Annotated in this window: 21 protein-coding genes; 7 read left to right on the top strand and 14 right to left on the bottom strand. The window is 71.3% G+C overall.

Annotated features, from left to right (window positions below):
• Positions 1-4: 4 nt before the first annotated feature.
• The gene (locus tag ACTYVM_RS18695) at positions 5-559 is read right to left on the bottom strand and encodes a peroxiredoxin (RefSeq protein WP_141366301.1); all 555 of its coding nucleotides are present in this window, start codon (positions 557-559) and stop codon (positions 5-7) included.
• A 133-nt stretch (positions 560-692) separates the two neighbouring features.
• Here ACTYVM_RS18695 and ACTYVM_RS18690 point away from each other — a divergent pair, with 133 nt between their 5' ends.
• Entirely contained in the window at positions 693-1,715 is a 1,023-nt protein-coding gene (locus ACTYVM_RS18690) for a hydrogen peroxide-inducible genes activator (RefSeq protein WP_445526979.1), read from the top strand.
• Between the two features lie 28 nt (positions 1,716-1,743).
• Here the strand turns inward: ACTYVM_RS18690 and ACTYVM_RS18685 are convergent, their stop codons facing one another.
• From ACTYVM_RS18685 to ACTYVM_RS18665, 5 genes are all read right to left on the bottom strand, one after another.
• Positions 1,744-4,086, bottom strand: a complete 2,343-nt coding sequence (locus tag ACTYVM_RS18685) for an FtsX-like permease family protein (protein ID WP_445526978.1) — start codon at positions 4,084-4,086, stop codon at positions 1,744-1,746.
• Complete coding sequence (locus ACTYVM_RS18680; RefSeq protein ID WP_445526977.1) at positions 4,083-4,772, bottom strand: ABC transporter ATP-binding protein; 690 nt, start codon at positions 4,770-4,772, stop codon at positions 4,083-4,085. The genes ACTYVM_RS18685 and ACTYVM_RS18680 overlap by 4 nt, the downstream gene beginning before the upstream one ends.
• Positions 4,769-5,293 (bottom strand): PadR family transcriptional regulator, encoded by a 525-nt coding sequence (locus ACTYVM_RS18675; protein WP_445526976.1) that lies wholly within the window; start codon positions 5,291-5,293, stop codon positions 4,769-4,771. The genes ACTYVM_RS18680 and ACTYVM_RS18675 overlap by 4 nt, the downstream gene beginning before the upstream one ends.
• A gap of 115 nt (positions 5,294-5,408) precedes the next feature.
• On the bottom strand, positions 5,409-5,666 hold the full coding sequence (locus ACTYVM_RS18670) for a type II toxin-antitoxin system antitoxin (RefSeq protein WP_445526975.1): 258 nt from the start codon (positions 5,664-5,666) through the stop codon (positions 5,409-5,411).
• The gene (locus ACTYVM_RS18665; RefSeq protein ID WP_445527015.1) at positions 5,663-6,556 is read right to left on the bottom strand and encodes an SPFH domain-containing protein; all 894 of its coding nucleotides are present in this window, start codon (positions 6,554-6,556) and stop codon (positions 5,663-5,665) included. Before ACTYVM_RS18665 ends, ACTYVM_RS18670 begins: the two co-directional genes overlap by 4 nt.
• Positions 6,557-6,909: 353 nt before the next feature.
• Here ACTYVM_RS18665 and ACTYVM_RS18660 point away from each other — a divergent pair, with 353 nt between their 5' ends.
• Positions 6,910-9,246 carry a transglycosylase domain-containing protein gene (locus ACTYVM_RS18660; protein ID WP_445526974.1) on the top strand — a complete coding sequence of 779 codons (2,337 nt, stop codon included), beginning with the start codon at positions 6,910-6,912 and terminating at the stop codon, positions 9,244-9,246.
• 85 nt (positions 9,247-9,331) lie between these two features.
• On the opposite strand, the gene ACTYVM_RS18655 is transcribed toward ACTYVM_RS18660, so the two are convergent.
• From ACTYVM_RS18655 to ACTYVM_RS18640, 4 genes are all read right to left on the bottom strand, one after another.
• Positions 9,332-11,464, bottom strand: a complete 2,133-nt coding sequence (locus tag ACTYVM_RS18655) for a SpoIIE family protein phosphatase (protein ID WP_445526973.1) — start codon at positions 11,462-11,464, stop codon at positions 9,332-9,334.
• A 297-nt stretch (positions 11,465-11,761) separates the two neighbouring features.
• A complete protein-coding gene (gene fomD / locus ACTYVM_RS18650; protein WP_445526972.1) occupies positions 11,762-12,454 on the bottom strand; it encodes a cytidylyl-2-hydroxypropylphosphonate hydrolase in 693 nt (230 codons plus the stop codon).
• 72 nt (positions 12,455-12,526) lie between these two features.
• A complete protein-coding gene (locus tag ACTYVM_RS18645) occupies positions 12,527-13,933 on the bottom strand; it encodes a class II fumarate hydratase (RefSeq protein ID WP_445526971.1) in 1,407 nt (468 codons plus the stop codon).
• Between the two features lie 279 nt (positions 13,934-14,212).
• The gene (locus ACTYVM_RS18640) at positions 14,213-15,907 is read right to left on the bottom strand and encodes a fumarate hydratase (RefSeq protein ID WP_445526970.1); all 1,695 of its coding nucleotides are present in this window, start codon (positions 15,905-15,907) and stop codon (positions 14,213-14,215) included.
• A 183-nt stretch (positions 15,908-16,090) separates the two neighbouring features.
• Between ACTYVM_RS18640 and ACTYVM_RS18635 the strand changes: the two genes are divergently transcribed.
• Together ACTYVM_RS18635 and ACTYVM_RS18630 are read left to right on the top strand one after the other, a co-directional pair.
• Complete coding sequence (locus tag ACTYVM_RS18635) at positions 16,091-16,786, top strand: DUF1707 SHOCT-like domain-containing protein (RefSeq protein WP_400028879.1); 696 nt, start codon at positions 16,091-16,093, stop codon at positions 16,784-16,786.
• Between the two features lie 140 nt (positions 16,787-16,926).
• Positions 16,927-17,304, top strand: coding sequence for a WhiB family transcriptional regulator (locus ACTYVM_RS18630; RefSeq protein ID WP_445526969.1), 378 nt, complete (start codon positions 16,927-16,929; stop codon positions 17,302-17,304).
• 93 nt (positions 17,305-17,397) lie between these two features.
• On the opposite strand, the gene glpX is transcribed toward ACTYVM_RS18630, so the two are convergent.
• Positions 17,398-18,432: a class II fructose-bisphosphatase gene (glpX, locus tag ACTYVM_RS18625; protein WP_445526968.1), complete on the bottom strand. Its 1,035-nt coding sequence runs from the start codon at positions 18,430-18,432 to the stop codon at positions 17,398-17,400.
• Between the two features lie 127 nt (positions 18,433-18,559).
• Between glpX and ACTYVM_RS18620 the strand changes: the two genes are divergently transcribed.
• Positions 18,560-19,084 carry a DUF4245 domain-containing protein gene (locus ACTYVM_RS18620; RefSeq protein WP_445526967.1) on the top strand — a complete coding sequence of 175 codons (525 nt, stop codon included), beginning with the start codon at positions 18,560-18,562 and terminating at the stop codon, positions 19,082-19,084.
• Between the two features lie 236 nt (positions 19,085-19,320).
• On the opposite strand, the gene ACTYVM_RS18615 is transcribed toward ACTYVM_RS18620, so the two are convergent.
• Positions 19,321-19,554 (bottom strand): exodeoxyribonuclease VII small subunit, encoded by a 234-nt coding sequence (locus ACTYVM_RS18615; RefSeq protein WP_445526966.1) that lies wholly within the window; start codon positions 19,552-19,554, stop codon positions 19,321-19,323.
• A 9-nt stretch (positions 19,555-19,563) separates the two neighbouring features.
• Positions 19,564-20,772: an exodeoxyribonuclease VII large subunit gene (gene xseA, locus ACTYVM_RS18610; protein ID WP_445526965.1), complete on the bottom strand. Its 1,209-nt coding sequence runs from the start codon at positions 20,770-20,772 to the stop codon at positions 19,564-19,566.
• A 123-nt stretch (positions 20,773-20,895) separates the two neighbouring features.
• Between xseA and ACTYVM_RS18605 the strand changes: the two genes are divergently transcribed.
• Positions 20,896-21,903, top strand: coding sequence for a 4-hydroxy-3-methylbut-2-enyl diphosphate reductase (locus tag ACTYVM_RS18605; protein ID WP_445526964.1), 1,008 nt, complete (start codon positions 20,896-20,898; stop codon positions 21,901-21,903).
• Positions 21,904-21,932: 29 nt separating this feature from the next.
• Positions 21,933-22,679 carry a polyphosphate--glucose phosphotransferase gene (gene ppgK / locus ACTYVM_RS18600; RefSeq protein WP_445526963.1) on the top strand — a complete coding sequence of 249 codons (747 nt, stop codon included), beginning with the start codon at positions 21,933-21,935 and terminating at the stop codon, positions 22,677-22,679.
• 75 nt (positions 22,680-22,754) lie between these two features.
• On the opposite strand, the gene ACTYVM_RS18595 is transcribed toward ppgK, so the two are convergent.
• Positions 22,755-23,114 (bottom strand): DUF6542 domain-containing protein, encoded by a 360-nt coding sequence (locus tag ACTYVM_RS18595; RefSeq protein ID WP_445526962.1) that lies wholly within the window; start codon positions 23,112-23,114, stop codon positions 22,755-22,757.
• Between the last annotated feature and the right edge of the window lie 135 nt (positions 23,115-23,249).

Genomic DNA, 23,249 nt, shown 5'->3' with positions numbered 1-23,249 from the left:
GAGGTCACTCACCCGCCAGCAGGGCCACCGGGTCGAGGGTCTCGTCGCCCTTGGTCCAGTTGCAGGGGCACAGCTCGTCCGTCTGGAGGGCGTCCAGGACCCGCAGGACCTCCTTGGGGTTACGGCCGACCGAGCCCGCCGTCACCATGGAGAACTGGATCTCGTTGTTCTGGTCGACGATGAAGACCGCGCGCTTGGCGAAGCCGTCCTCGCCCTCGATGCCGAGGTCGCGCATCAGCTCGTGCTTGGAGTCCGCCATCATCGGGAACGGCAGGTCACGCAGGTCGTCGTGGTCCTTGCGCCAGGCGTGGTGGACGAACTCGGAGTCGCCGGAGAAGCCGAGCACCTGGGCGTCGCGGTCGGCGAACTCGTCGTTCAGCTTGCCGAAGGCGGCGATCTCGGTCGGGCACACGAAGGTGAAGTCCTTGGGCCAGGCGAAGACGACCTTCCACTTGCCCTCGTAGGTCTTGTGGTCGATCGTCTCGAACTCCTTGCCCTTCTCCAGCGAGACGCAGGCAGTCAGTTCGAACGCGGGGAACTTGTCACCGACAGTGAGCACGTGCTCTCCTTGCAGCGAGGAAACACCGGTCGCGCTGGCGTTTCCCATGGGTTGGACGATGCTGATGGTGGCACACGGTGCATTGATTACAGAAATAGCTACACTCGGTCCGGTTGATCGGAGGTGGTTATCAGTGACCGTCGGTAATCTCGGAAGGCGCAGGCAGCCTAGCCTGTCCCAGCTGCGCGCCTTCGCCGCCGTCGCGGACCATCTGCACTTCCGGGACGCCGCCGCGGCGATCGGGATGAGCCAGCCGGCCCTCTCCGGCGCCGTCGCCTCGCTGGAGGAGGCACTCGGTGTCACGCTGCTGGAGCGTACGACGCGCAAGGTGCTGCTCTCGCCCGCCGGTGAGCGGCTCGCCGTCCGGGCCAAGGCCGTGCTGGGGGAGGTCGGCGCCCTGCTGGAGGAGGCCGAGGCGGTCCGGGCGCCCTTCACCGGCGTACTGCGGCTCGGTGTCATCCCCACCGTCGCGCCCTATCTGCTGCCCACCGTGCTGCGGCTCGTCCACGACCGCTACCCCGACCTCGACCTCCAGGTCCACGAGGAGCAGACCGCCAGCCTGCTGGACGGGCTCGCCGGCGGCCGCCTCGACCTGTTGCTCCTCGCCGTCCCCCTCGGCATGCCAGGCACCGTCGAACTCCCCCTGTTCGACGAGGACTTCGTTCTGGTGACCCCGCTCGGCCACCGGCTCGGCGGCCGGCAGGGCATACCCCGCGAGGCCCTGAAGGAGCTCCGTCTGCTGCTGCTCGACGAGGGACACTGCCTGCGCGACCAGGCGCTCGACATCTGCCGCGAGGCCGGTCGCGAGAACGCCCCGGTGACGACCACCGCCGCGGGACTGTCCACCCTGGTCCAGCTCGTCGCCGGCGGCCTCGGCTGCACCCTGCTGCCCCGCACCGCCCTCAGGGTCGAGACCTCCCGCACCCATCAGCTCCTCACCGGCTACTTCGCCGAGCCGGCCCCCTCCCGCCGCATCGCCCTGGCCATGCGTACCGGCGCGGCCCGCGCCGCCGAGTACCGGCAACTGGCCGCCGCCCTGCGCGCGGACCTGCGCCCCCTGCCGGTACGGGTGCTGGACGACGGCGGCCGGGACTGGGCCCCCGGGTGCGAGGGCCCAGTCCCGGGTGACCAGTCCTGGGCGACCGGTTCCGGGTGATCACTCCCGGGTGATCACTCCCAGGTGATCACTCCGTACGCAGGCCTTCGGGGCGCATCAGGCGCAGCAGCGGCGGAAGGCTGAGCAGGGTGACCGCGAGGACGACTCCCGCGCCCATGCCGGTCATCGCCAGCACGCTCGGCCAGTGCACGCCCACCGTCGTGCCCGTCATCTTGAGCAGCACCGCACCCAGCGTCATCCCCACCGCCGCGGCCAGCAGCAGGCCCAGTGCGACCGGGACCGCCGTCTGCCACAGCACCGACAGACTCAGCGTGCGCCGCCGGGTGCCGAACGCGACCAGCGCCGACAGCAGCTTCTTCCGTTCCCGCAGCTGCTCCAGCTGCGACACCAGCAGGCTCGCCCCGATCAGCAGCAGCACACAGGTCGCGCCGACGAACAGGCCGGTGCGGATGGAGGCGAACCGCTTCGACTCCTCGGTGGCCACCCACACATAGGTGTCCGTCATCGGGTCGATCGCCGCCGCCGTGTTGCGCACGTACTCGTGCACGTTCGGTACCGACCGGTCGATCGACAGATAGACCGAACCTCCGATCGCCGCGGCCACCCGCGCGGGCACCGCGGCCGGCGTCATCAGCAGGCCGCTGCGCCTTTCTCCCCTCGGGTCCTCGACCGCGCGGGCGGACTTCAGGGTGGCCGGGACGGTCCACGGGGCGTCCGAGTCCTGCTCCATACCCGTGGAGATGTCGAAGTGCACCTCGCGGCCGGGCCTGACCAGTTTCACGGTCTCGGCGTCGAACTGGCCGCCGTTGAGGGCGAAGACGTCCCCGTCGCGGCAGGAGGACATGCGCGCCACCTCGCGCAGGGAGGCGCAGTCGCCGACCGTCACCGTGGCCGAGAGGCTCGGTCCCTCCTCGCTCGCCCAGGACCGGTCACCGATCGACCCCTGGGACAGCACGGTGGCCTTCCGCACGCCCTTCGTGGCAGCGAACTTCCCGGCGGTCCCGGTGAGCGCGGCGCCCCGCGGCGCGCTCACCTCCATCTGGGCCCGGAAGAGGTTCTTCCCGGAGTACTTGGTGTAGTCGCCCTGGATTCCGGCGAAGAGCATCTGGAGCGCGATCGCCCCGGCCACCGCGACCGCGATGCCGCTCACCAGCCGTGCCGCCGTACCGCTGCTCAACTGAAGTCGCCGCACGGCCAGTTGCCAGGCCACCCCGCCCCCGCCGAGCCGGGCGACGACCGTCTCCACGACCCACGGCAGCAGCACGGTCACCCCGATCAGCAGCAGGGTCACGCCGCCGATCACCAGGTACTGGTTGAAGTCCCCGTTGCCGCGGCCCTGGCCGAACATAGGGGCGAGCATTCCCAGTCCCACAACGGGAAGCAGCAGCCGCCACCACAGCCGTCGCCGCGCGGGCTTCGCCGTGCGCACCACGCCCAGCGGCTCGATGACCACTCCGCGCAGCGCCAGCAGGGTGACCAGCACCGCCGCGGCCGGCACCGCGACCGCGACCAGCGCGGCCAGCCAGAAGGAGGGGTTGAGGTAGCTGGGGAAGACGCTGATGCCGACGACCTCGACGGACCCGGCGAACTGGCGGCCCATCAGGAAGAAGACGGTGCCGAGGACCAGTCCGAGCAACGAGCCGCCCATCGCCTCGCCGGCCGCGATCCGGCGGGTCATCCGACTGTCGGAACCGACCAGGCGGAGCGCGGCGAGCCTGCGGTCGCGCTGCTCGCCGCCGAACCGCACCGCCGCGGCGATGAACACGGCGACCGGCATCAGCAGCGCCACGAAGGTGACCATCACGAGCAGTAGCAGCACCGGGTCCGAGCGCTCCGTCCGCTGCGGACTGCCGAACTCGGCGATCCGGGCCACCTGCCAGCCGTTGATGCGCGGCGCCAGGTCCTTCACACCCGCGTAGTAGGCCAGTTCGCGGGAGCCGATGAGTCCGCTCTCGGCGATCGTGCCGGCCACGCGGTACGGCAGCCGCTCCCGCAGCAACCGTCCGGAGTCGGAGTCGAGCAGGTCCCCCAACGCGGGGGAGACCACCATCTCGCCCGGTCCCGGGTAGGCGCTCACCCCCGGTGGGAGCGGAGCCCGCGGCCCGTCGGGCGCAACCAGCCGTCCGCGCACCTCCTTGTCGCGGTACGTCGTGTCGACGTCCGCGATCACCAGGGTGTCGTCGGCCTGCGCCGGGGGGTGCTGGCTGTAGGTGTAGTCCTCGCGGGCCTCGCTCCGCTCGTGCCGTACCGACAGCGCGCTCGGTATCGCGGTCGTGAGCAGCAGCAGTGCCACGCCGAGCCCGACGCCGACCGCCGTGAGCACGACCCGGAGCCATCCCTCGCGTCCTCCCGTGAACGCGAACCTGGCCCCCATGCTCAGGTCGCGGGCCCACTGACGCACGACGCTCATACGACGCGCTCCATGTCCCGGGACTTGCCGTCGCGTACGACGATCTCGCGGTCGGAGTACGCGGCGACCCGTGCCTCGTGGGTGACGAGGACGACCGCCGCGTTGGACGACCGGGCGGCGTCGGTGAGCAGTTCCATCACCCGCTCGCCGTTGAGCGAGTCCAGTGCGCCGGTCGGCTCGTCGGCGAACAGCACGCGCGGGTCGGTGACCAGCGCCCGCGCGACCGCGACGCGCTGACCCTGACCGCCGGAGACCTCGCCGGGGCGCTTCTTGCGCAGGTCGTCGACCTCCAGCCGCTCCATCCAGGAGAGCGCCGTCCGCTCGGCGGCCTTGCGGGAGGTGCCGTTCAGCCTGAGCGGCAGGGCCACGTTCTCCACGCAGGTCAGCTCGGGCACCAACTGGCCGAACTGGAAGACGAAGCCGAACTCCGAGCGCCTGAGCGCACTGCGCTGGGCGTCGGTCATGGTCGACAGCTCACGGCCGTCGTACGTGATCGACCCCGAGTCGGGGGTGACGATCCCGGCGAGGCAGTGCAGCAGCGTGGACTTGCCGGAGCCGGAGGGGCCCATCACGGCGACGACCTCGCCGGCGTGGATGGAGAACCCGGCGCCGTCCAGGGCGGTGGTCGGGCCGTAGTCCTTGTGCAGGTTCTCGGCGGTCAGCAGGGAGCCGGCGGGAGGGGTCATCGGGCCACCGCCTCACGGAGCTTGTCGAGGCGGGCCGCGGTCAGCTCCAGCCAGCGCAGGTCGGCCTCGAGGTGGAACAGGGCGTGGTCGCAGACGAGCTGGTCGGCGAGGTCCCCCTTGCGCTTGCGCTCGGTCAGGATCCGCATGCTGCGCAGGTGCTCGGCGCGCTGGGTGTCGAGGATCTCGGCGGCGTCGCGGTGGGTGAGCAGCGCGAGGACGACCTTGGTGTAGAGCGTCGACTGGAGGTACAGCTCCGGCTTCTCCGGCGTGGCGAGCCACCGCTCCACGTCGGTGACGCCGGCCTCGGTGATCGCGTACCGCTTGCGCTCGGGGCCGTCGCCCGCTTCTATCCCGTCGACCTCGACGAGCCCGTTCTTCAGCAGTCGGGACATCGTCGAGTAGACCTGGCCGTAGTGCAGCGGCCGGTCGTGGCCGAACTTCGCGTCGAAGGTGCGCTTCAGGTCGTAGCCGTGGCGCGGGCCGGACTCCAGGAGCCCCAGGAGGGTGTGACCGATGGACATGCGGATGACTCTACACAGTGTGTATACGCGCCATGTATACACACCGTGCCCACGGGGTCATGGAGAGCTGCGGGAGGGGTGACTCCGCAGGTCGGAGGCGTTTGTCACGATTCTGCTACGGGGGTTCCTCGGGCGGTCGCGGGGTGCGCGGAGGCCGGCCCCTGCGGGGGAGGGGGCCGGCCTCGCCCGGCAGCCGGCCCGCCTCCGTGAGCGCGCGGCGCAGGAGGAACTCGATCTGCGCGTTGGCCGAGCGGAGTTCGTCCGAGGCCCAGCGGGCGAGCGCGTCGTGCACCGACGGGTCCAGCCGCAGCAGCACCTGCTTGCGCTGCCGCGGCCGGCGACCGGGCGAGGGCCCTTCCTCGGTGGCGGTCACTGGTAGAGCGTCCCGGTGTTCAGCACGGGCTGCGGTGCCCGGTCCCCGCACAGCACCACCATCAGGTTCGACACCATCGCCGCCTTCCGCTCCTCGTCCAGTTCCACGATCCCCTGCTCGGAGATCCGGGCGAGCGCGGCCTCGACCATGCCGACCGCGCCGTCCACGATCTCCCGGCGGGCCGCGACGACCGCCCCGGCCTGCTGCCGCTGGAGCATTGCCGAGGCGATCTCGGGGGCGTAGGCCAGATGCGTGAAGCGGGACTCGACGATCCGCACTCCGGCCGGCTCCACGCGCGCGTGCAGTTCGGCGGCGAGCTTCTCGGTGATCTCCTCGGCGTTCCCGCGCAGGGACAGCCCGTCCTCGTCGTGGGCGTCGTAGGGGTACTCGATGGCGATGTGCCGTACGGCCGCCTCGGTCTGGACGGAGACGAACTCCAGGAAGTCGTCCACCTCGAAGGTGGCCTGCGCGGTGTCCCGCACCTTCCACACGACGACCGCGGCGAGTTCGATGGGGTTGCCGTAGGCGTCGTTGACCTTGAGCACGGCGGTCTCGTGGTTGCGGACCCGGGTGGAGATCTTCGTCCGCGAGGTGAAGGGGTTCACCCAGCGCAGCCCGTCCTCGCGGATCGTGCCCCGGTAGCGTCCGAAGAGCTGGACGACCCGGGCCTCGCCCGGCGCGACCATGTTCAGCCCGCACATCCCGAGCAGCGCGCCGACGCCGACCACGACGGCGACGACGATCAACGCGGCCTTGGCGCCGGTGGCCGAGGCGCTCGCACCGGCCGCGAGCAGGGCCACGGCGACCAGCACTCCGAGGAGGCCGAGGAGCAGGGCGAGCCCGCCTCCGATGCTGTGCGCCGGGAACTCCCGCACGCGCGGCTGGGGCATCTCGGGAATCTCCGGCAGCTCCGTGGCGGGCGCGGAGTCCTGCGCGAGGTCGTGTGCGGCGTCGCGCGGTGGCTGTGTGGGCATGGCGGATCCCCCTGGTCGTCGTGGGCCCGCCGCTTCTCTTCCGTGCCGCGGACCCGGGTGCTGTCTATCTAACTGATATCACTTTACCGCGTCATGGCAACCCTTGGTGCTTGTGGAACGTCGGTTCCACTGGGAGCGGGTGCTGATTGTCACGTCCGTGACGGGGCGGATCAGGGGGCCTTTGTCATAGACAGCGGTGTTAGTTTTCTGAGCTGACCCGGACCACGCACCTGAGTGACAGCCGAGACGGAAGCGGAGCGTACGGACCCATGGGACGAGCGGAAGAGAGACGAGCGCGACAGCGCGGTGGCCGCCGCGCGGCGCCCCAGGGCTCGTCCGGGATGCCGGCGGAGGGCATAGGACCCGCGGGCGGCGGCAGGGCCGCGGCGCGCAGGGCCGCCCGGCCGGGCAAGGGGAGGGGCGGCATACGCCGCCTGTTCACCTGGAAGAAGATCCTCGGCACCTTCCTCGGCGTCTGCCTGCTGGGCATGGGCGCCTTCATCGTGCTGTACCTGGTCGTGGACATACCCGAGGGCAACGCCGACGCGCAGCTCCAGAGCAATGTCTACAAGTACAGCGACGGCACGGTCCTGGCCCGTACCGGCGAGGTCAACCGCGAGGTGGTGGACCTGGCCAAGGTGCCCAAGGAAGTCCAGCACTGCTTCGTCGCCGCCGAGAACAAGACCTTCTACACCGACTCCGGTGTCGACCTGAAGGGCACCGCCCGCGGTCTGCTCAACACGCTGTCCGGCAAGGGCGCGCAGGGCGGTTCGACGATCACCCAGCAGTACGTCAAGAACTTCTACCTCAACCAGGACCAGACCGTCACGCGCAAGCTGAAGGAACTGGTCATCTCGTTGAAGGTGGACCAGCGGATGACGAAGGACGACATCCTCGCCGGGTACATCAACACCAGCTACTACGGCCGGGGCGCCTACGGCATCCAGGCCGCCGCGCAGGCCTACTACCACGTCGACGCCGAGAAGCTCAGCGTCCAGCAGGGCGCGTACCTCGCCGCCCTGATGCAGGCCCCGAGCCAGTACGACTGGGCCGTCGCGAGCGACACCGGCAAACGGCTCGCGCAGCAGCGCTGGAACTACGTGCTGGACAACATGGTCAAGCAGCACTGGCTGGACGCCGGCAAGCGGCAGGCCATGAAGTTCCCCGTCCCCAAGGAGCCCCGGCCCGCTCCCGGGCGGGAGGGCCAGAAGGGCTATCTGATCGCGCTCGCCAACCAGCAGCTCGAACAGCAGCTGATGAAGGACCAGGGCCTGACCCAGGGCCAGGCGGAGCAGGCGGTCGAAGGTCAGGGCTGGAACATCACCCTGAACATCGACAAGAAGAAGCAGTCCGCGCTGGAGGAGGCGGTCAAGGACCAGCTCACCGGCAAGCTGGACAAGAAGGCGCGGACGGTGGACGGGCACGTCCAGGCCGGTGCCGTCTCCGTCGACGCGAAGACCGGACACATCGTCGCCCTGTACGGCGGCGAGGACTACCTGAAGCACTACTACAGCAACGCGACCCGGCAGGACTTCCAGCCGGCCTCCACCTTCAAGCCGGTGATCCTGGCCGCGGCGCTGGACGAGGAGTCCAGGACCCAGGACGGCCGGCCGATCACGGCGAACACCGTCTACGACGGCACCAGCGGCCGCCAGGTCCTGGACCACGGCACCAAGGTCGGCTTCGGGCCGCCCAACGAGGACGACCAGAACTACGGCGACATCACGGTCCAGACGGCCATGAACAAGTCCGTCAACTCCGTCTTCGCGCAGATGGGCGTCGACGTGGGCATGGACAAGGTGATGGAGGTCGCCGGCAAGCTCGGCATGAACACCAAGGGCATGCAGGCCGTACCGGCCCAGACGCTGGGCTCCATGGGCGCCAGCCCCCTGGAGATGGCCGGGATCTACGCCACCCTCGACAACCACGGCCAGAAGGTCACCCCGACCATCGTCAAGTCGGCCGAGCAGAAGGACCGTACGGTCAAGATGCCCGACCCGATCGGCGACCAGGTCATCAGCCGCGAGGCCGCCGACACGGTCACCTCCGTGCTGACCGGCGTGGTCGACGACGGTACGGCGAAGGTGTCGGTGCGGGACAACCCGCTGCGCGACGGCCAGCAGGTGGCGGGCAAGACGGGCACGTCCGACAAGAACCGGTCGGCCTGGTTCACCGGCTACACGCCGGACCTGATCACCTCGGTCGGCCTGTTCGGCGAGGACCCGACCAAGAACGGCAAGCACGTCCCGCTGTACGGGACGCTCGGCGTGCCGCGCGTCAACGGCGGTGGCTTCCCCGCGCTGATCTGGGCCGAGTACACCTTCAACGTGATGGGCGAGGTCAGCAAGTTCGACCTGGACACCCAGCAGGGTGCCGCGGTCCAGCCCTCGGAGAGCCCCACGGTCAGCGAGTCGCCGAGCGAGACCCCGTCGGAGTCGCCCACCACCAGTGAGCCGCCGGTGTCCGAGTCGCCCAGTGACACGCCGAGCGAGTCGCCGTCGCAGTCGCCGAGCGAGACACCCTCGCAGTCGCCGAGCGACCCGTCGACGAGCAAGGAACCCACGGACAGCGCCAGCGAGCAGCCGCTCTTCCCCAACGATCAGTGAGCGGCACGCGGTGAGCAGTGCGAAGGGGCGCCCGGTTTGGCCGGGCGCCCCTTCGCATGCCCGTGTGTTCCGACGCAGCCCCGGTTCAGCCCTGGTTCAGCTCGAACCAGACCACCTTGCCGGTGCTCAGCCGGGTCGCGCCCCAGCGCCTGGCCAGCCGGTTGACCAGGTACAGTCCGCGTCCGCCCTCGTCCGTGGCGCGGGCCTGCCGCAGACGCGGCAACTGCGGCACGTCGTCACCGACCTCGCAGCGCAGCACATCGGTGCGCAGCAGGCGCAGGGTGACCGGGCGGGAGGCGTAGCGCACGGCGTTGGTGACGACCTCGCTGATCAGCAGCTCCACGGAGTCGGTGAGCTCCTCCAGGCCCCAGCGGGACAGCGCCCGGCGGGCCAGGCGGCGGGCCTGGCCGGGAGCGGCGTCCTCCGGGTCCAGGGTCCAGTACGCCACGTCGCTCGGCGCGATGCCGTCGAACCGGGCGGCGAGGAGCGCGATGTCGTCGTCCCGGTCGCCCGGGCCGAGCATGTCCAGCACCTCGTCGCACAGCGCCTCCAGCGGCGGCGGATGGTCGGGGCCGGTGAGCTGCGCGGTCACCGAGAGCTTCTCGCGCAGCTGCTCTATACCCGTCCACACGTCCCGCAGCCGTGACTCGACCAGGCCGTCGGTGTACAGCAGCAGGGTCGCGCCCGCCGGGGCGTCCAGCTCGACCGCCTCGAAGTCGACGCCGCCGACACCGATCGGCGCGCCCGGCGGCACCCGCAGCACCTCGGCATGGCCGCCCAGATGCAGCAGGACCGGCGGCGGGTGACCGGCGTTGGCGATGGTGATGCGGTGCGCGACCGGGTCGTAGACCGCGTACAGGCAGGTCGCCATGCGGTCCGAGCCCAGGCGCTGCGCCTGCTCGTCGAGGTGGTGCAGCACCTCCTGCGGCGGCAGGTCGAGCCCGGCCAGGGTCTGCGCGGTGGTGCGCAGCTGGCCCATGATCGCTGCCGAGGTCATGGAGTGGCCCATGACGTCGCCGACGACGAGGGCGACCCGGCTGCCGGGCAGCGGGATGGCGTCGTACCAGTCCCCGCCGACCCGCGCGGTCTCCGCGGCGGGCAGATAGCGGGAGGCCAGCCGTACGCCGGTGGGGCGGGGCAGTGTCTCCGGCAGCATGGTGCGCTGCAACTCGTCGGCGATGTACGCCTCACGGCCGTACAGCACCGCCTTGTCGATGCCCAGCGCGCTGTGCGTGGCGAGCTGGGCGGCGACGAGCAGGTCGTCGGGCTGGAACGCGTGGCGCTCCGGACGGCGCAGGAACAGCGCCGCGCCGATGACCCGGCGCCGGCCGCGCAGCGGGGCGAGAATGGTGCGCTGCCCGTCGGGCACGACCAGCTCGGAGTCCTCGCCGAGGAGTTCCGCCAGCGCGGCGTGGGCGGACTCCGTGTCCGTGAACACCGGACGCACGCCGCGCAGCACCTCGCCCAGCGCGGAGCCGGGCCGTACCTCGCACAGCTCGTTGGTCACCGCCGACAGCTCGGCCGGCTGCTCCGGCACCGGCGCGGGCATGAACCCCAGCTCGGTGTCGCGCTCCGCCGGTATCCGGTCGGTGCGGCGCAGCCGCAGCACGAGCGGGCCCGCGGGCCGCTCGTCGCCCACCGGCAGCGGCTCGCGCAGATACACGAGGATGGCGTCGGAGAAGGTCGGCACGGTGGCCCGGCACAGCCCCAGGACGATCTCGTCCAGGTCCATGCCGCGGGCGATGCGCCGGGTGGCGGCCCCCACGAACCGCAACCGGTCCCCGTCCCGCCGCATCGGCAGCGTCCGCCCGGGCGGCATGCCCTGCCCGGTACGTCGCTCCTGGCCTCCGGGAGCAGCGCCACGCCCGGCCCGGCGCTCCTGACCACCGGGCGCGCCCGCCGTGCGGGACGCCTCGGTGCCCTGCTGCCCCGGCTCGGTGCCGTCGGGGGGCCCGGCGACCCTGGCCGCCGCGTCCGGCTGGGCGGGAATGCCTTCCGGGGCGGGGCGCGGACGGTGCGCGTCGGGCTCGGCGGACGCCGGCTGGGAGTGCTCGGGCCCGGCCGCGCCGACCGGACGCGGGACGTCGTCGGCCGGGCCGGACTGCAGAGGTAACGCCGCGGCCCCCGGGGCGGCGGGGGTACGCAGAAGCGCCCCATGGGCGTCCGTGGGGTCGGCGCCCGGCTGGGGGCGTTCGAAGGAGGTCGGCTGCTCCGTCACGCGTGTCGAATCCATCCGTCCGGGGCTGCGCGCCGGGCGCGCAGTTCGTCCCGCCGAAGACCCGATACCCGGAATACATGCCCCAGGAACGGATTTCCGGCGTGGTCAGAGGCTGTTGCTGTGCCGGCGGACCGACCGCGGCCCGCACGGGTGTTGCCCTCGTACCCCTCGCTCACGTCCTGCCGCCCCTCGGTGACGTTCGATCAGACCCGGTGGGTGATCCGGGAGTTGGTACCGGCCCTTCGCCTGCTGCGGAGGACGATCCTACGTTTCCCGCCCGGGGGCGCATCAAGGGTCTCATGAGGCCACGCGCGTGGGGGCGCGGTCCCAGTCGTCCGGCAGTGACGGTACCTCCCAGGCCGGGTCGGGGCGCCACTGCTGCCAGGACTCGCAGAACGGCGCCCGCCAGGCGCGGATGGTCTCCACCGCCTCCCGGCCCGCGGCCCGGATCCGTTCGGCGAGTGAGGCGTCCACCAGCCCGTCGCGCTGCGCCTGCGCGAACTCGTCCTCGTCCAGCCAGCGCCAACTGCGGTCCGGGTGAACGGAGATGTCCAGAAAGTGGTCCTCGGAGTCGACTCCGCCCGCCCAGCGGGCCAGCGGCTCCTCCAGGTTGACGTACCAGTTCTTGAACCGCCAGCCCGACTCCCAGAACAGCCACACCGACCAGGGCGCACCGGGTCGGGCCAGCTTCAGCACGCCCGTGCCGAACCAGCGGTCGCGCCGCACGGTGCGCGGCTTGGTGTAGCGCGACGCGAGCGGTTCCTGGTGCACGGGCGTGCCGTCGGCGAGCACGGGTCTGACGCACTCGGTGCCGGGTGCCATCCACACGGCGAGCAGGCCCGGGTCGTCCTGTACGACGGTCACGGGCCGCACGATGTGGAAGCGCGCGCCGCCGTTCTCCCGGTAGCGCCACAGGATCTGGCTGCCGGGGGTCCAGGGCTCCGTCACACCGCCCGTCGTCGCGTGTGCGGTCGCTCCGTCGTGTGCCATGCGCAAATATTAGGTGCCCCGGGCATCCTCCGCGGCGCGGGACGGCATGGTTCACGCCCGGTTCCCACGTGGTTACGGGTGTGTCATCCGCAGGACGTCCAGTGCCCGGTCGAGCTGCTGGGCCGTGAGCAGACCGCGCTCGACGTAGCCGCCCTCGACGACGACCTGACGGATCGTCTTCTGCTCGGCGAGCGCCCTCTTGGCGACCTTCGCCGCCTCCTCGTAGCCGAGGTACCTGTTGAGCGGGGTGACCACGGACGGCGAGGACTCGGCGTACTCGCGGGCCCGCGCGCGGTGGGCGACGATCCCGTCCACGGTCCGGTCGGCGAGCAGCCGGGACACGTTGGCGAGCAGCCGGATCGACTCCAGCACGTTCCTGGCGATGACTGGGAGCATCACGTTGAGCTCGAAGTTGCCGGAGGCGCCGGCGGTGGCGACGGTGGCGTCGTTGCCGACGACCTGCGCGCAGACCATGAGCACGGCCTCGGGAACGACCGGGTTGACCTTGCCGGGCATGATCGAGGAGCCGGGCTGGAGGTCGGGCAGGGAGATCTCGGCGAGCCCGGTCCTGGGCCCGGAGGCCATCCACCGCAGATCGTTGGCGATCTTCGTCAGTCCCACGGCGACGGTCCGCAGCTGGCCGCTGGTCTCGACGATGCCGTCCCTGGCCCCCTGCGCCTCGAAGTGGTCGCGGGCCTCGGTGAGCGGCAGCCCGGTGGCGCGGGCGACCTCCTCGATCACGGCCGCGGAGAAGCCGGGCGGGGTGTTGATGCCCGTGCCGACCGCCGTACCGCCGAGGGGCAGCTCGGCCAGCCGGGGCAGGGAGGCGTTCAGACGTTCGACGCCGTACCGTACCTGCGCCGCGTATCCGGCGAACTCCTGACCGAGGGTCACGGGTGTGGCGTCCATCAGGTGCGTCCGCCCGGACTTCACGACGTCGGCGAACTCCTCGGCCTTGCGGGTCAGCGTGCTCGCGAGGTGGTCCAGGGCGGGGACCAGGTCGCGGGTGACGGCGGCGGTGGCGGCGATGTGGATCGACGACGGGAAGACGTCGTTGGAGGACTGCGACGCGTTGACGTGGTCGTTGGGGTGCACGTCCCGGCCCAGCCGCTCGCCGGCGAGGGTGGCGATGACCTCGTTGGTGTTCATGTTGGACGAGGTCCCGGACCCCGTCTGGAACACGTCGACCGGGAAGTGCTCGTCCCACCTGCCCGCGGCGACCTCGGCCGCCGCTTCCTGGATCGCCTCGGCGACGTCCTCGTCGAGCACCCCCAGCCGCGCGTTCACCTTGGCCGCGGCGCCCTTGATCCGCGCCAGCGCCTCGATGTGCGCGCGCTCGAGCCGCTGACCGGAGACGGGGAAGTTCTCCACCGCCCGCTGCGTCTGGGCACGCCACTTGGCGTGGACGGGGACCTGGACTTCGCCCATGGAGTCGTGCTCGGTGCGGTAACCGACTGCGTCGTGCTGGCCGTCTGCCATTGGGGACACCTCCATGGGGATCAGCATCGCCGGGGCACGTGATGTTCCCGGGGCGGCCCGTCAACGTGCCCGCAGCTGTTCGTCCAGTCGGCCCAGCTCGTCGAGAAGCTCCACGTCACCCTCCCAGGTGGCAGGGCATCAGCGTCGAGCCACTGCCACCTCGTTGACATCGCGAAGGAGCGGATTGGTCCCGGGGGGCGTCACGGAGGCCCAGGAGGAGCGCGACGCCCCCGCCGGCCGAAGCCGGCGGGGGCGCGTGGAGAGCCGTGGGGCAGCCCGTCAGGCCAGGCCGGGGCCCCGGACCGGGATCGTCGTGAACGTCGGCTGGGGTGCCGGGTCCTGGAAGAAGTCGTTGCCCTTGTCGTCCACGACGATGAACGCCGGGAAGTCCTCGACCTCGATCTTCCAGACGGCCTCCATGCCGAGCTCCTCGTACTCCAGGACCTCGACCTTCTTGATGCAGTCCTGGGCCAGGCGGGCCGCCGGACCGCCGATCGAGCCGAGGTAGAAGCCGCCGTGGCTGTCGCAGGCGTCCGTGACCTGCTGGCTGCGGTTGCCCTTGGCCAGCATCACCTTGGAGCCGCCCGCCGCCTGGAACTGCTCGACGTAGGAGTCCATGCGACCGGCCGTGGTCGGGCCGAAGGAGCCGGACGCGTACCCCTCGGGGGTCTTGGCCGGGCCCGCGTAGTACACCGGGTGGTCCTTGAGGTACTGCGGCATCTCCTCGCCCGCGTCGAGCCGCTCCTTGATCTTCGCGTGGGCGATGTCCCGGGCCACGACCAGCGGGCCGGTCAGCGACAGGCGGGTCTTGACCGGGTACTTGGTCAGCTCGGCGAGGATCGACTCCATCGGCTGGTTGAGGTCGATGCGGACCACGTCCGACGACTCGTCCAGGTGCTCGTCCGTGGTCTCCGGCAGGAACCGCGCCGGGTCCTTCTCCAGCTGCTCCAGGAAGACGCCCTCGGGGGTGATCTTCGCGAGTGCCTGGCGGTCGGCCGAGCAGGACACGGCGATGGCCACCGGGCAGGACGCGCCGTGCCGCGGCAGCCGGACCACGCGCACGTCGTGGCAGAAGTACTTGCCGCCGAACTGCGCGCCGATCCCGATCTTCTGCGTCAGCTCGAAGACCTTCTCCTCCAGCTCCTCGTCCCGGAAGCCGTTCCCGAGCGGCGAGCCCTCGGTGGGCAGGTTGTCCAGGTAGTGCGCGGAGGCGTACTTCGCCGTCTTCAGGGCGTACTCGGCGCTCGTGCCGCCGACCACGATCGCCAGGTGGTACGGCGGGCACGCGGCCGTGCCCAGCGAACGGATCTTCTCCTCCAGGAACTTCATCATGGAGGCCTCGTTCAGGACGGCCTTCGTCTCCTGGTACAGGAAGGACTTGTTGGCCGAGCCGCCGCCCTTGGCCATGAACAGGAACTTGTACGCGCCGCCGTCCGTCGCGTACAGCTCGATCTGCGCGGGCAGGTTGGAGCCGGTGTTCTTCTCCTCCCACATGGTGAGCGGAGCCATCTGCGAGTAGCGCAGGTTCAGCTTGGTGTAGGCGTCGAAGATGCCCTGGGAGAGGGCCTTCTCGTCCTCGCCAGCCGTCAGCACGTTCTGGCCGCGCTTGCCCATGACGATCGCCGTGCCCGTGTCCTGGCACATGGGCAGCACGCCGGCCGCCGCGATGTTCGCGTTCTTGAGCAGGTCCAGGGCGACGAACTTGTCGTTCGCCGAGGCCTCCGGGTCGTCGATGATGCGGCGCAGCTGGGCGAGGTGGTCCGGACGCAGGTAGTGCTGGATGTCGTGGACGGCCTCCTCGGCCAGCTTGCGCAGCGCCTCCGGCTCGACCTTGAGGAACGTACGCCCGTCGGGCCCCTCGACGGTGGAGACGCCCTCGGCCGTCACCAGCCGGTACGGGGTGGTGTCCTCACCCTGGGGGAGCAGATCGGTGTACGCGAACGCAGGGCGGGCGGCGGGGGAACTGTGCGGCATCTGGCCCATTCCTTACTCGGCAGACTGCTGCCCGCCGACACCGGCGGGCGACCACCAGCGTAGAACCTGGCGCCGACAGCGAACCTGTGAGGTCCCGCTCAGCCCCGGTCGGGAGCAATGCACGACGCGCCCGTCACCCCCCACCCCTAGTCGCGATCTATCGCGTTTCGGTACGCTGCTGCCGTGGACCTTCAGAAGCAGACCGAACCGCGGACGGCCGCCGCCCCCGTCGCCGAACTGCGCGCCTCGGACGCCGACCGTGACCGTATCGCCGACATCCTGCGCGAGGCCCTCGCGGAGGGCCGTCTGAACGCGGACGAGCACGCCGAGCGCGTCGAGGGGGTGCTGAACGCCAAGACGGTCGGAGAGCTGGAGGTCTTCATCCAGGACCTGCCCGCCGCCCACCAGGGCCGTGCGGCCGCCGCGTACGCCCCGGCGTCGAACCGGCCGGCGGCCGGCGCGATACCCCCCGTCGCCGACGAGAACGTGGTGGCGGTGTTCAGCCAGGCCACCCGCCGCGGCCGCTGGCGCCCCGGGCGCCGGGTGCACGCGTACGCGATCTTCGGCAGCGTGGAGATCGACCTCAGCGAGGCGGTCTTCGAGTACCAGCAGGTCGTGATCAAGGCCGTCTCAGTCTTCGGCGACGTGCAGGTCCGCGTCCCGGAGAACGTGTCGCTGCGCGGCACCGGCGGCGGCGTCCTCGGCAACTTCGAGGTGGTGCACCTGGACTCGCCGGAGCCCGAGGCTCCGGCCGTCTACGTCGACGGCTGGGCCGTCCTGGGCAACGTCGAGGCGCGGCCGAAGCGGGGCAAGCTCGTCGCGGACATCCTCGACCGGGTCCAGCGCAAGGTGGACAGACATCTGCGCAAGCACACGTGACAACAGTGGTCGTTCGCGGACGCCGGCGGTCACGGTCGGGCGGTTGGGAACTCAGTGCATAGGCGCGCGCACAGCGGGTAGGCCTTGCTGCATCGTCTCTTGGACCCTCCCGCTCGCGAAGCCGTCGTCAGGAGAAGACCGTGCTGCAACCGCCGCATTCGTCGCTGCAGGTAGCTGCCGTTCCGGCCCGGCGGGCGCCGGGGCGTGACAGGGACCAGGACGCGCCCTGGCACACCGAGGCGGTGTGCCGGCGTGACGAGGCGGGCCTGTTCTTCGCACCCTCCAAGGAACCCACCGCCGCGCGGCTGTCCCGCGAGGCGGCGGCCAAGCGGGTCTGCGCACGCTGCCCGGTCATGGTCGAGTGCCGCGAGCACGCGCTGCTCCAGCCGGAGCCGTACGGCGTCTGGGGCGGCCTGACCGCCGCCGAGCGCCGTGTCGTCCTGGCCCGGCGGCGCCGCCGCGACCTGGAGCTGAAGAAGGCGGCCCGCACCACGGGACGCATAGCGGCGGCGGGATAGGGCCCACCCGCCGGCGCTCTTACGCGGAAGGGGCGCCCCTCCGCACCGGGAGCGCCCCCATCGCCTCGCCCTGGCGGGCCCGTGGACCGGCGGCTACTTCGCGCGGTCGAAGTCGATCGCGCTGTACGCCCGCAGCTTGCTCAGCCGGTGTTCGGAGTCGATCCGGCGGACCGTGCCGGACTTGGAGCGCATCACGATCGAGTCGGTCGTCGCCGTCTCTGCGCGGTAGCGCACACCGCGCAGCAGCTCGCCGTCGGTGATGCCGGTGGCGACGAAGAAGACGTTCTCACCGGAGACCAGGTCGTCCGTGGTCAGCACGCGGTCCAGGTCGTGCCCCGCGTCGAGGGCCCGCTGCCGCTCCTCGTCGTCCTTCGGCCACAGCTTGCCCTGGATCGTGCCGCCCAGGCACTTCACGGCGCAGGCCGAGATGATGCCCTCGGGTGTGCCGCCGATGCCGAGGAGCAGGTCGATGCCGGTGCCGTCGCGCAGCGCCAGGATCGAGCCGGCCACGTCGCCGTCGGAGATCAGCTTGATGCGGGCGCCCGTCTCCCGGATCTCCCTGATGATGCCCTCGTGCCGCGGCCGGTCCAGGATGACCACCGTGACGTCCTCGGGCGTGGACCGCTTGGCCTTGGCCACGCGCTTGATGTTCACCGACACCGGGGCGTCGATGTCGACGAAGTCGGCCGCCTCCGGGCCGGTGACCAGCTTGTCCATGTAGAACACGGCGGACGGGTCGAACATCGCGCCGCGCTCGGCGGCGGCGAGGACCGCGATCGCGTTCGGCATGCCCTTGGCGGTCAGGGTGGTGCCGTCGATCGGGTCGACGGCGATGTCGACCTCCGGCCCGGTGCCGTCGCCGACGCGTTCGCCGTTGAAGAGCATCGGGGCCTCGTCCTTCTCGCCCTCGCCGATGACGACGACGCCGTTCATCGACACGGTGGAGACGAGGGAGCGCATGGCGCGTACGGCGGCGCCGTCGGCGCCGTTCTTGTCACCGCGCCCGACCCAGCGACCCGCGGCCATGGCCGCGGCCTCGGTCACCCGGACGAGTTCCAGGGCGATGTTGCGGTCGGGCGCCTCTGAGGGCACCTCGAGCTCTGAGGGCAGATGATGATGCTCGGTCATCGGAGCGCACCTTTCTGATACGACGACGGCCGGATGAGGGTGTTGGCCTCGACTCTATCTCCGGACGGACAGAATGAGCAGGGGACCCCACGGATGAGCGGACCGGGCACCTGCGACGATAGGAGGCGTGGCAGGTTCGAACGGCAAGCAGAAGACGGTCCGGGACATGATTCTCTCCCTGGGCCTCATCGGGGTCGCGGCGGCGGTCATCTACCTCTTCGTCCCGCACGACAGCAAGGCTCCCGACGTCCAGCGGGTCGACTACCGCATCGAGGTGACCACCGCACGCCGGGCGGCGTCGTACCCGGTGGCGGCGCCCGAGGGCCTGCCCGACACCTGGAAGGCCACCTCGGTCCGCTTCCGGGCCCAGGAGAAGGACCACTGGCACCTGGGCTTCCAGGATCCCGACGGTCAGTACGTGGCGGTCGAGCAGTCCGCACAGAAGCGCAAGGACTTCATCGACGCGGCCAGCCTGGGCGGGCACGCCACGAAGGTCACCGAGCAGATCGACGGCCGCACGTGGACGCGCTACACCGGCGGCCGCTACGACGCGCTGGTGCTGGAGGGCACCGAGGGCTCCACGACGGTGGTGGCGGGCACGGCGTCCTTCGACCAGCTGACGACGATGGCCCGGGCCCTGAAGACCTCCTGACCCCCCACGTCCACCCCTGACGCCGGGCCTGCCCCCGGCCCGCCCCCCCCGCGAGGCCCTGGCAGGGGGCCTTGGCCCCGACCGGCGGTCTCCCTGGCTCTGACAGCGGGCCTTGGCCCCGACCGGGGGTCTCCCTGGCACTGGCAGCGGGCCCTGGCCCCGACCGGGGGTCTCCCTGGCACTGGCGAAGCCTCGGCCTGGCTCGTGGGTTCGGCCTGCTCCCTCGCGGGTCCGGTCTACTCCGAGGGCTTCGTCTCGGCTTCTTGTGCCTCCTCGGCGAGGGCCGCGTCCAGGCGTGCGCGAGCGCCCTCCAGCCATCGGCGGCACACCTTGGCCAGTTCCTCGCCGCGCTCCCACAGCGCGAGGGACTCCTCCAGGCTCGTACCGCCCGCCTCCAGGCGCCGGACGACCTCGATCAGCTCGTCCCGTGCCTGCTCGTAGCCGAGCGCCTCATCCGCCTTGCTTGTCATCCGCCCACCCTATGCGTCGACACGAACCGTGAACTCGCCCTCGGCGACCCGGGCCCGCAGGGCCTCGTCCGCCGTCACCTCTCCCGGGTCGCGGACCACGTGCCCGTCCGCCTTCTGGAGCACGGCGTACCCGCGCCGCAGGGTCGCGGCGGGGGAGAGGGCCACCACCCGCGCGTGCGTGTGCGTCAGCTCCGAGTCCGCGCGGTCCAGCAGGTGCCGCAGGGTGCGCCGGCCGCGGTCCAGGACCGACGCGATCTGGTCCGCGCGCTCGTCGAGCATGCGGTGCGGGTCCTCCATGCAGGGCCGGGCGAGCGCGTGGGCGAGCCCTCGCTCCTCCCGTTCGACGAGCGCCCGCACGCATCTGCGGGCCCGGTCCCGCAGCTGCCGTACCCGCTCGTACTCCTCGCCGACGTCCGGCACGACCTTCTTCGCGGCGTCGGTCGGGGTGGAGGCGCGCAGGTCCGCGACGTAGTCGAGCAGGGGCGTGTCCGGCTCGTGCCCGATCGCGGACACCACGGGCGTACGGCAGGAGGCGACCGCGCGCACCAGCTGCTCGTCGGAGAACGGCAGCAGGTCCTCCACGCTGCCGCCGCCGCGCGCCACGATGATCACGTCCACGTCCTCGGTCTCGTCCAGCTCCTTCACGGCCTGCACGACCTGCGGGACGGCGTGGACGCCCTGCACGGCGACGTTGCGCACCTCGAAGCGGACCGCGGGCCAGCGGTGCCGGGCGTTCTCCAGCACGTCCCGCTCCGCGGCGGACGCCCGGCCGCAGACCAGCCCGACGAGCTGGGGCAGGAAGGGCAGGGGCTTCTTCCGCTCGGTCGCGAACAGTCCCTCCGCCGCGAGCGTCTTCTTCAGCTGCTCCAGCCGCGCCAGCAGCTCACCGACGCCCACCGGCCTGATCTCGACGGCCCGCAGCGACAGCTGCCCGCGCGGCGCGTACCACTCCGGTTTGGCGTGCACCACGACCCGCGCGCCCTCGGCGACCACGTCGGCGATCGCGTCGAACACCTGGCGGTAGCAGGTCACGCTGACGGAGATGTCGTACGACGGATCGCGCAGCGTCAGGAACACCACGCCCGCACCCGGGCGCCGCGACAACTGCGTGATCTGCCCCTCGACCCACACCGCGCCGAGCCGCTCGATCCACCTCCCGATCAGCCGCGACACCTCACCGACGGGCAGGGGAGCTTCCGGAGACGTGGAGACAGCCATGCCCGCGAGAGTAACCGCCCCCACCGACAACCCCCACCCCCTCGCCCGGCGGCCCGCTCCGCGCGTCCGCCGGGCGGCCGTGGGGCGATCTTCGGGCCGCGGGGGCGGCCTTACGATGGGGACATGACTGCTTCGTCTGGCCGCCGTGTCCTGCTCGCCGCCCCCCGGGGCTACTGCGCGGGTGTGGACCGCGCCGTGATCGCCGTCGAGAAAGCCCTGGAGCAGTACGGGGCTCCCGTCTATGTCCGGCACGAGATCGTCCACAACAAGTACGTCGTGCAGACCCTGGAGAAGAAGGGCGCCGTCTTCGTCGAGCGAACGGAGGAGGTGCCGCCGGGGAACATCGTGATGTTCTCGGCGCACGGTGTGGCCCCCACCGTCCACGAGGAGGCCGAGCGGGGTCGGCTGGCCACCATCGACGCCACCTGCCCCCTGGTGACCAAGGTGCACAAGGAGGCCGTCCGGTTCGCCAACGACGACTACGACATCCTCCTGATCGGGCACGAGGGCCACGAGGAGGTCATCGGCACCACCGGCGAGGCCCCCGACCACATCCAGCTCGTCGACGGCCCCGAGGACGTCGCGAACGTCGAGGTCCGCGACCCCTCCCGGGTCGTGTGGCTGTCGCAGACCACGCTGTCGGTCGACGAGACCATGGAGACGGTCGACGCGCTCAAGGACAAGTTCCCGCAGCTCCTCTCCCCGCCCAGCGACGACATCTGCTACGCCACGCAGAACCGTCAGCTCGCCGTGAAGCAGATGGGCGCCGAGGCCGACCTGGTGATCGTCGTCGGCTCGCGCAACTCCTCCAACTCCAAGCGGCTGGTGGAGGTCGCCAAGCTCGCGGGCGCGGACCAGGCCTACCTCGTGGACTTCGCCGACGAGATCGACGAGGGCTGGCTGGAGGGCGTCTCCACGGTCGGCCTGACCTCGGGTGCCTCCGTGCCGGAGGTGCTGGTCGAGCAGGTGCTCGAATGGCTGTCGCAGCGCGGCTTCGAGGACGTGGAGATCGTCAAGGCGGCCGAGGAGTCCATCATCTTCTCCCTGCCCAAGGAACTCCGCCGGGACCTGCGCGACGAGGCGGCCGCGCTGGTCGCCGAGCGCGGAGGGTCCGGCACGACGCAGCAGTGACGGTCCGTCGTACGTCGTAACGTGGAGCCATGCAGATCTTCGGCGTGGACATCGGCGGGTCCGGCATCAAAGGCGCCCCTGTGGACTTGGACAGGGGAGAGCTGACCCAGGAGCGGCACAAGGTGCTGACCCCGCACCCGGCGACCCCCGACACCGTCGCCGACGGGGTCAAAGAGGTGGTCGACCACTTCGGCTGGACCGGACCGGTCGGGCTGACGTTCCCGGGCGTCGTCACCGGCGGCGCCATGGTCCGTACGGCGGCCAACGTCGACACGAGCTGGGTCGACACCGACGCGCGCGCGTTGTTCGGCGGCCGGCTGGGCGGTCTGCCGGTGACGGTGGTCAACGACGCGGACGCGGCGGGCGTCGCCGAGATGCACTTCGGCGCCGGGCGCGACCGCAAGGGCACGGTGGTGCTGCTGACCTTCGGCACCGGCATCGGCAGCGCCGTCTTCGTCGACGGCGTCCTCGTCCCCAACACCGAGCTCGGGCATCTGGAGCTGAACGGCCACGAGGCGGAGAAGCGGGCGTCCAGCAAGGCCAAGGACGACCACGACCTCAGCTGGGAGCGCTGGGCCCGCCGGGTGCAGAAGTACCTCGCCCATGTCGAGATGCTCTTCAGCCCGGAGCTGTTCATCGTCGGCGGCGGCGTCAGCCGCAAGTCGGAGAAGTTCCTGCCCCTCATCGAGGACCTCAAGGCGGAGATCGTTCCCGCTCGGTTGCAGAACAACGCGGGGATCGTCGGTGCGGCGATGCACGCGGCGGAGCACGGCTGAGGCGGTTGGGGCCGTTGTGGCCGCCGTAGGGCCCGACGGGTCCGGGCGGGGCGCCGACGACGTACACCCGGCGCCTCAGCCCGCCAAGCGCCTGCGCACCGCCCGCCGCCGCGCCGCCAGTGCCACCCGCCGCGCCAGCGCCGTCCCACCCGCGATCAGCGTCCCCGCGTACAGCCAGGGCGCCTCGGTGGCGAGCGCGGTCACCAGGCTCATCAGCTTGCCGAGGAACCCCACGTCCCCGTTGATCACGGGCAGCAGGCCCACGGCGAACCCGATCGGCACCACGATGGGCGCCGTCAGCAGGTCGCCCTTGCGCACCCACAGCGCGGTCAGCGCGCACACCGGCAGGAACAGCACCCCGTACGCGGTGGAGCCCCCGCCGAGGAGCAGCAGGTCGAGACCGCCCAGCACGAACATGGCGGCCGCGCAGAACATCCCGGCGCCCAGACCCGTCAGCCGGGGACCGGACGGCCGCCGCGGCTCGGGCGCCGGAACGGCCGCCGGAGTGCAGGGTCGCCGTGCCGCGGGAGGGCGTGCGGCAGGACGCCGTGCCGCGGGAGGGCGTGCCGC

The organism is Streptomyces cyslabdanicus (genome assembly GCF_052663305.1).
Note: the sequence above shows the minus strand (reverse complement) of the source record. Positions and strands in the feature narration are given on the sequence as shown.

Coding starts and splice junctions, on each gene's coding strand:
- ACTYVM_RS18685 (WP_445526978.1), bottom strand. CDS start 4,086: ATGAGCGTCGTGCGTCAGTGGGCCCGCGACCTGAGCATGGGGGCCAGG.
- ACTYVM_RS18680 (WP_445526977.1), bottom strand. CDS start 4,772: ATGACCCCTCCCGCCGGCTCCCTGCTGACCGCCGAGAACCTGCACAAG.
- ACTYVM_RS18675 (WP_445526976.1), bottom strand. CDS start 5,293: ATGTCCATCGGTCACACCCTCCTGGGGCTCCTGGAGTCCGGCCCGCGC.
- ACTYVM_RS18665 (WP_445527015.1), bottom strand. CDS start 6,556: ATGCCCCAGCCGCGCGTGCGGGAGTTCCCGGCGCACAGCATCGGAGGC.
- ACTYVM_RS18660 (WP_445526974.1), top strand. CDS start 6,910: ATGGGACGAGCGGAAGAGAGACGAGCGCGACAGCGCGGTGGCCGCCGC.
- fomD (WP_445526972.1), bottom strand. CDS start 12,454: ATGGCACACGACGGAGCGACCGCACACGCGACGACGGGCGGTGTGACG.
- ACTYVM_RS18645 (WP_445526971.1), bottom strand. CDS start 13,933: ATGGCAGACGGCCAGCACGACGCAGTCGGTTACCGCACCGAGCACGAC.
- ACTYVM_RS18640 (WP_445526970.1), bottom strand. CDS start 15,907: ATGCCGCACAGTTCCCCCGCCGCCCGCCCTGCGTTCGCGTACACCGAT.
- glpX (WP_445526968.1), bottom strand. CDS start 18,432: ATGACCGAGCATCATCATCTGCCCTCAGAGCTCGAGGTGCCCTCAGAG.
- ACTYVM_RS18615 (WP_445526966.1), bottom strand. CDS start 19,554: ATGACAAGCAAGGCGGATGAGGCGCTCGGCTACGAGCAGGCACGGGAC.
- xseA (WP_445526965.1), bottom strand. CDS start 20,772: ATGGCTGTCTCCACGTCTCCGGAAGCTCCCCTGCCCGTCGGTGAGGTG.
- ACTYVM_RS18605 (WP_445526964.1), top strand. CDS start 20,896: ATGACTGCTTCGTCTGGCCGCCGTGTCCTGCTCGCCGCCCCCCGGGGC.
- ppgK (WP_445526963.1), top strand. CDS start 21,933: ATGCAGATCTTCGGCGTGGACATCGGCGGGTCCGGCATCAAAGGCGCC.
- ACTYVM_RS18595 (WP_445526962.1), bottom strand. CDS start 23,114: ATGTTCTGCGCGGCCGCCATGTTCGTGCTGGGCGGTCTCGACCTGCTG.